Source organism: Saccharomonospora saliphila YIM 90502 (assembly GCF_000383795.1).
Lineage (GTDB): Bacteria > Actinomycetota > Actinomycetes > Mycobacteriales > Pseudonocardiaceae > Saccharomonospora > Saccharomonospora saliphila.
Window position 1 is genome coordinate 4,746 of the sequence record NZ_KB912633.1, and the last position, 3,926, is coordinate 8,671.

Annotated in this window: 2 protein-coding genes and 1 pseudogene; all 3 read right to left on the minus strand. The window is 73.4% G+C overall.

The window, feature by feature from the left end; translation table 11 throughout:
- A pseudogene (locus SACSA_RS0104790) lies at nucleotides 1–525 on the minus strand (hypothetical protein); the annotation flags it as partial.
- Entirely contained in the window at nucleotides 522–2,576 is a 2,055-nt protein-coding gene (locus SACSA_RS0104795; RefSeq protein WP_019813988.1) for a hypothetical protein, read from the minus strand. The pseudogene SACSA_RS0104790 and the gene SACSA_RS0104795, both read right to left, overlap by 4 nt.
- Nucleotides 2,577–2,671: 95 nt before the next feature.
- On the minus strand, nucleotides 2,672–3,926 hold a 1,255-nt coding region (locus tag SACSA_RS21535; protein ID WP_019813990.1), incomplete at its 5' end, for a hypothetical protein.

Consider the following 3,926-nt stretch of genomic DNA (forward strand, 5'->3'; position numbering starts at 1 on the left):
CGGGTCGCGCACGCAACGGCGCGCGACCTGCCGGGCCGAGACGAGCGCGTCCACCCTGCCGCCGCCCAGCTCGTCGGCCCGCGAAAGCACCAGCAGTGTGTTCACGGCCGCCACCCGCGCCAGCGGGGACTCCTGCACCCCGCGCAGCACGGACAGCTCCGAGCTGTGCGGGTGCCCCACCAGGTACAGCACCGCGTCGGCCTCCATGCCCGCCGACTCGACCACCCGCGCCTCCTCCCCCGGCGGGGCGGGCGCGGTATCGAGCACGGCCAGTTCCGGCCGGGCTCGCTCAGCGGGAACGTGGTGCCAGGACGGTCCGTCCGCGGCGCCGGAGGCCCCTCCCCCGGTGAGCGCGTGCACCAGCGTGGTCCTGCCCGACCCGGACCCGCCGAGGACGGCCACCCGCAGCGGCTCGGAGAAACGCGCGAGGTGGCGCCGCAGCCAGTTCGTCGCGCGCGGACTGTCCGCGTACACCTCGTGGGCCTGGTTGAGCAGCGTCCAGGCCCGCTCGGCGAGACCGCTCACGCGCTCAGCCCTCGCACCGACGACGAGGGCGCGAGCTGGTCGGCACGCCTGCGCAGCAGCTCCAGCTCCTCGATGCGCTTGGTCAGCTCCCTGCTCGCCTTCGTGCGCTCGGTGGTCTCGGCCTCGATGACCTGCTTGATCCGCTGCGCCGCGTCGGTGACCTCGGTCCGCAGCTCCTGCGCGACGGTGGTGCAGCGGTCGCGCAGCTCCCGGTGGATCAGCCGCACGGTGTCCTTGCTCTGCTTGCCGTAGGCGAGGAAGAAGTCGTCCACGTGCCGGTGCGCGGCCGTGCGCGCGGTGGACTGCCTGCGCTTGAGCCGCGTGCCGCGCTCCTCGAACACGCTCTTGGCGCCGAAGGCGACACCGGCACCGATCGAGATCGGATTGATCAAGTCCATACCCGCCAGTGTCGTGGCGAGCCCGAACATCAACAGGCCGCTGTAGGAGCCGCGCATGCCCACGAACAACTTCTGCCCGACCGAGAACTTTTCCACATTGGGCATCCGCAGGCTTTCGAGCTCTTCACGCGGCACCGATGTCAGCACCTCTCCGGGCGCGAACACGTCGGGGTCGCGCGGCGCGATCGTGGCGGCGAGCCGGTCGGCGATCCACTCGAACCGGTCGAGCAGCCACGCGGAGTTCGCCTCCGCCGCCGACCGCAGGTTGTCGCGCAGCCAGTGCTCGAATTCGGGCCAGTCCTTCACCGGGTCGGCGACCTCGAAGTACTCGTCGGCCTCGCGCAGAATCCTGCGAGTCCGGTCGCGCAGGTCGTAGTCGAGGTCGGCGGTCAGGTCGGCGACGTCGTCGGAAAGCATGGTCTGCCAGCGGGTGGCCTCGCGTTGCAGGTGCTCGGCCTGCTTGTTCGCCGCACGCCAGCGCGCCGTCAGCTCCTCGTCGCCACCACGCTGCACTTCCGCGAGACGTTCCCGCAGCGGACCGACGAGACGCTCGACGGAGAGCCGGGTCAGCGCGCCCACCGACCGGCGGCGCACCGTGCCGACGCTGCCCATCAGCTCCTTGTGCAGGTAGGAGAGCAGCGCGGGGTAGCCGGATTCCTCGTTCAGGGCCGTGTCGTTCGAGCGCGCCGCGACCATGCGCAGCGCCGCCGAGACCGGGATGACGGTGGAGGGCAGCCCGTGGTGGGCCAGCCGCGCCCGGGTGCGCTCGGCCACGCGCTCCCACTCGGGCACCAGATCCGTCTTGGTCAGCACCACCGCGGCCGTCGGGCACAGCGCGAGCACCTGCTCGACGAGGTCGAGTTCGGAGTCGCACACCTCCCGCGTGGCGTCGGTGATAAGCAACACCGCGTCGGCCTGCGGCAGCACCGACAGGGCCGTGCGGGTGTGCCCGGCGACGGCGACGTCCCTGCCCACCGGCGGGGTGTCGATGAGCGTGAGCCCGTTCGCCAGCAGCTTGCGCGGCAGTCCGATCTCGACCCTGCGGACGTCGGAACGCCGGTTGCCCTCAGCGGTCGCGGAATCGACGTCGACCGGGGTGCGCACACCGTCGTCGGTGAGCGAGTCGGGCAGCGCGGGCCCTTCGAGGACGAGGCTGTCGAGCGGAGAACCGAAGGAGGAGAAGTACCCGGCAGGCACGGGCAGGGCGGCCTCGGCCGGGCCGGACGGAGCGCCGGGGTCGCCACGGTGCGCGGGCACGCCCGAGGTGGAGGCCGGCGAGGAAGGAACCGGGAGCCCGGAGCCGGTCTGGTGCCCGGCGGATCGCGCCGGAGCGGCGGCGCGCCCGTCGGGAACGACCGACGCGCCGGTGGACGCGCCGGTGACGAGCGACGCGCCGGGGGTGGAGGCGTGTTCGAGCACGGCGGGGACGGTCGTGGTGACGTCGTCACCCACCGCACACACGGTCGCCCCCAGAAGACCGTTGAGGAGCTGGCTCTTGCCCTGGCCCGACTCACCGAGCACGAGCACCCGGACCTTCGGCCCGGCGAGCTCGGCGCGGCGCACGCGCAGACGTCGCACGAGGTCAGGCCGGTCGTGCGCGGCGCAGGACCGGATGGCCTCGTCCAACACGTCGAGCCAGGGCGTAGCCGTCATCGATCGGACAGTGTGCCCTGTTCACTCTCCGCAGTACAGGCCGGGCTCGTGACTGAGACGAGCCCGGCCTGTTACGGCGTCGAGATCACTGAGCGTCAGTGCCCGAGGTCGAGGTCGCTCACGCCGGTGTCGGGCAGCAGGTCCTCGCCGGTGTCGGCGACGCTGCCCAGCGGGCTGTCGCTGACGGTGTCGGTGACGCCCGCGGTGCCCTCCGAGACCGTCGACGGGACGGCCTCGGTGACATCCTGCGGCACGGCCTCGGTGACGGTGTCGGTGACCTCGTCGGTCTCCGGCAGCGGGTTCGCGACCGGCAGCTCGGGCAGGTCGGCGGGCACGTCGGACAGGTCCGCCGGGAGGTTCTCGGTGAGGTCCGAGGTGGTGTCCTCCAGCAGGTTGCGGGCCTCGTCCACCGGGGCAGCCCCCGCCACGTCGGTGGGCACGTCAACCGGCGCCTGCACGGCGTCGATCGGCAGGTCACCGGCACCGGCGGGCACGTTCTCGGTCACGCCAGACAGCGCCGCGCGGTCGACGGGCAGGTCGTCGGTCAGGTCACCGGCGACGTCGGCCGCCGGCACGTCGACGGGCAGGTCGTCCACCGGGGCGACACCCGTCAGCGCCGCGCCACCCGAGGTCACGTAGGTCGCGACCGTGCTGGCCGCGGCCTCGCTGCTGCGGGTGATCGTGTCGGTGTCGATGGTGTCGGCGAGGTCGCCCGTGGTCTCCAGCTCAGGAACGGCCGGGGTGGTCGGGGTGCCCGCCAGCTCGACGCCGTAGGTGCCGAACGGCGAGGTGACCGACCCACCCGCGGCCAGCGAGTCCGCGGAGGCCACGGCGCTGCCCTCGACGGAGGCGATGTCGGTGTCCAGGCCCGCGCCACCGGCGGCACCGTCGGTGTCGGCCTTGAGGAAGCCCGCGCCCTCGGCGCCCGCCACCTGCTCGGCGTCGAGGCGCAGGTCGCCAGTCACACCGTCGAGGCTGCCGTCGACAAGGCCGCTGGCCGAACCCGCGACGGTGTCGGCGGTCACGCCGCCACCGGTGCTGTCCAGGCCAGCGCCACCGACACCGGCGACGCCGCCGACGAGCGTGTCGGCGTGCGCCCCGAGGTTGGCGCCCTCGGGGCCGACCTCGGCGGCACCCTCGCCCGTGGTGACGTCGGTGGCCCACCGGACCGCGCCCGAGACACCGTCGAGGTCGGCGACACCGCCCGCGGCGGCCTCGCCCACACCCGAAGTGACACCGGCGGTCAGGCCCTCGGTGAGGTCGTCACCGCTGATGTCGAGCCGCTGCCCGGCCACCCCGGCGACGCCCTGGAGCTGCTGGATGGCGCCCTCGAGGCCCGCGGCCTCGGTC

Excerpts from the sequence above, each read along its gene's own strand:
- SACSA_RS0104795 (WP_019813988.1), bottom strand. The coding sequence starts at position 2,576 with ATGACGGCTACGCCCTGGCTCGACGTGTTGGACGAGGCCATCCGGTCC.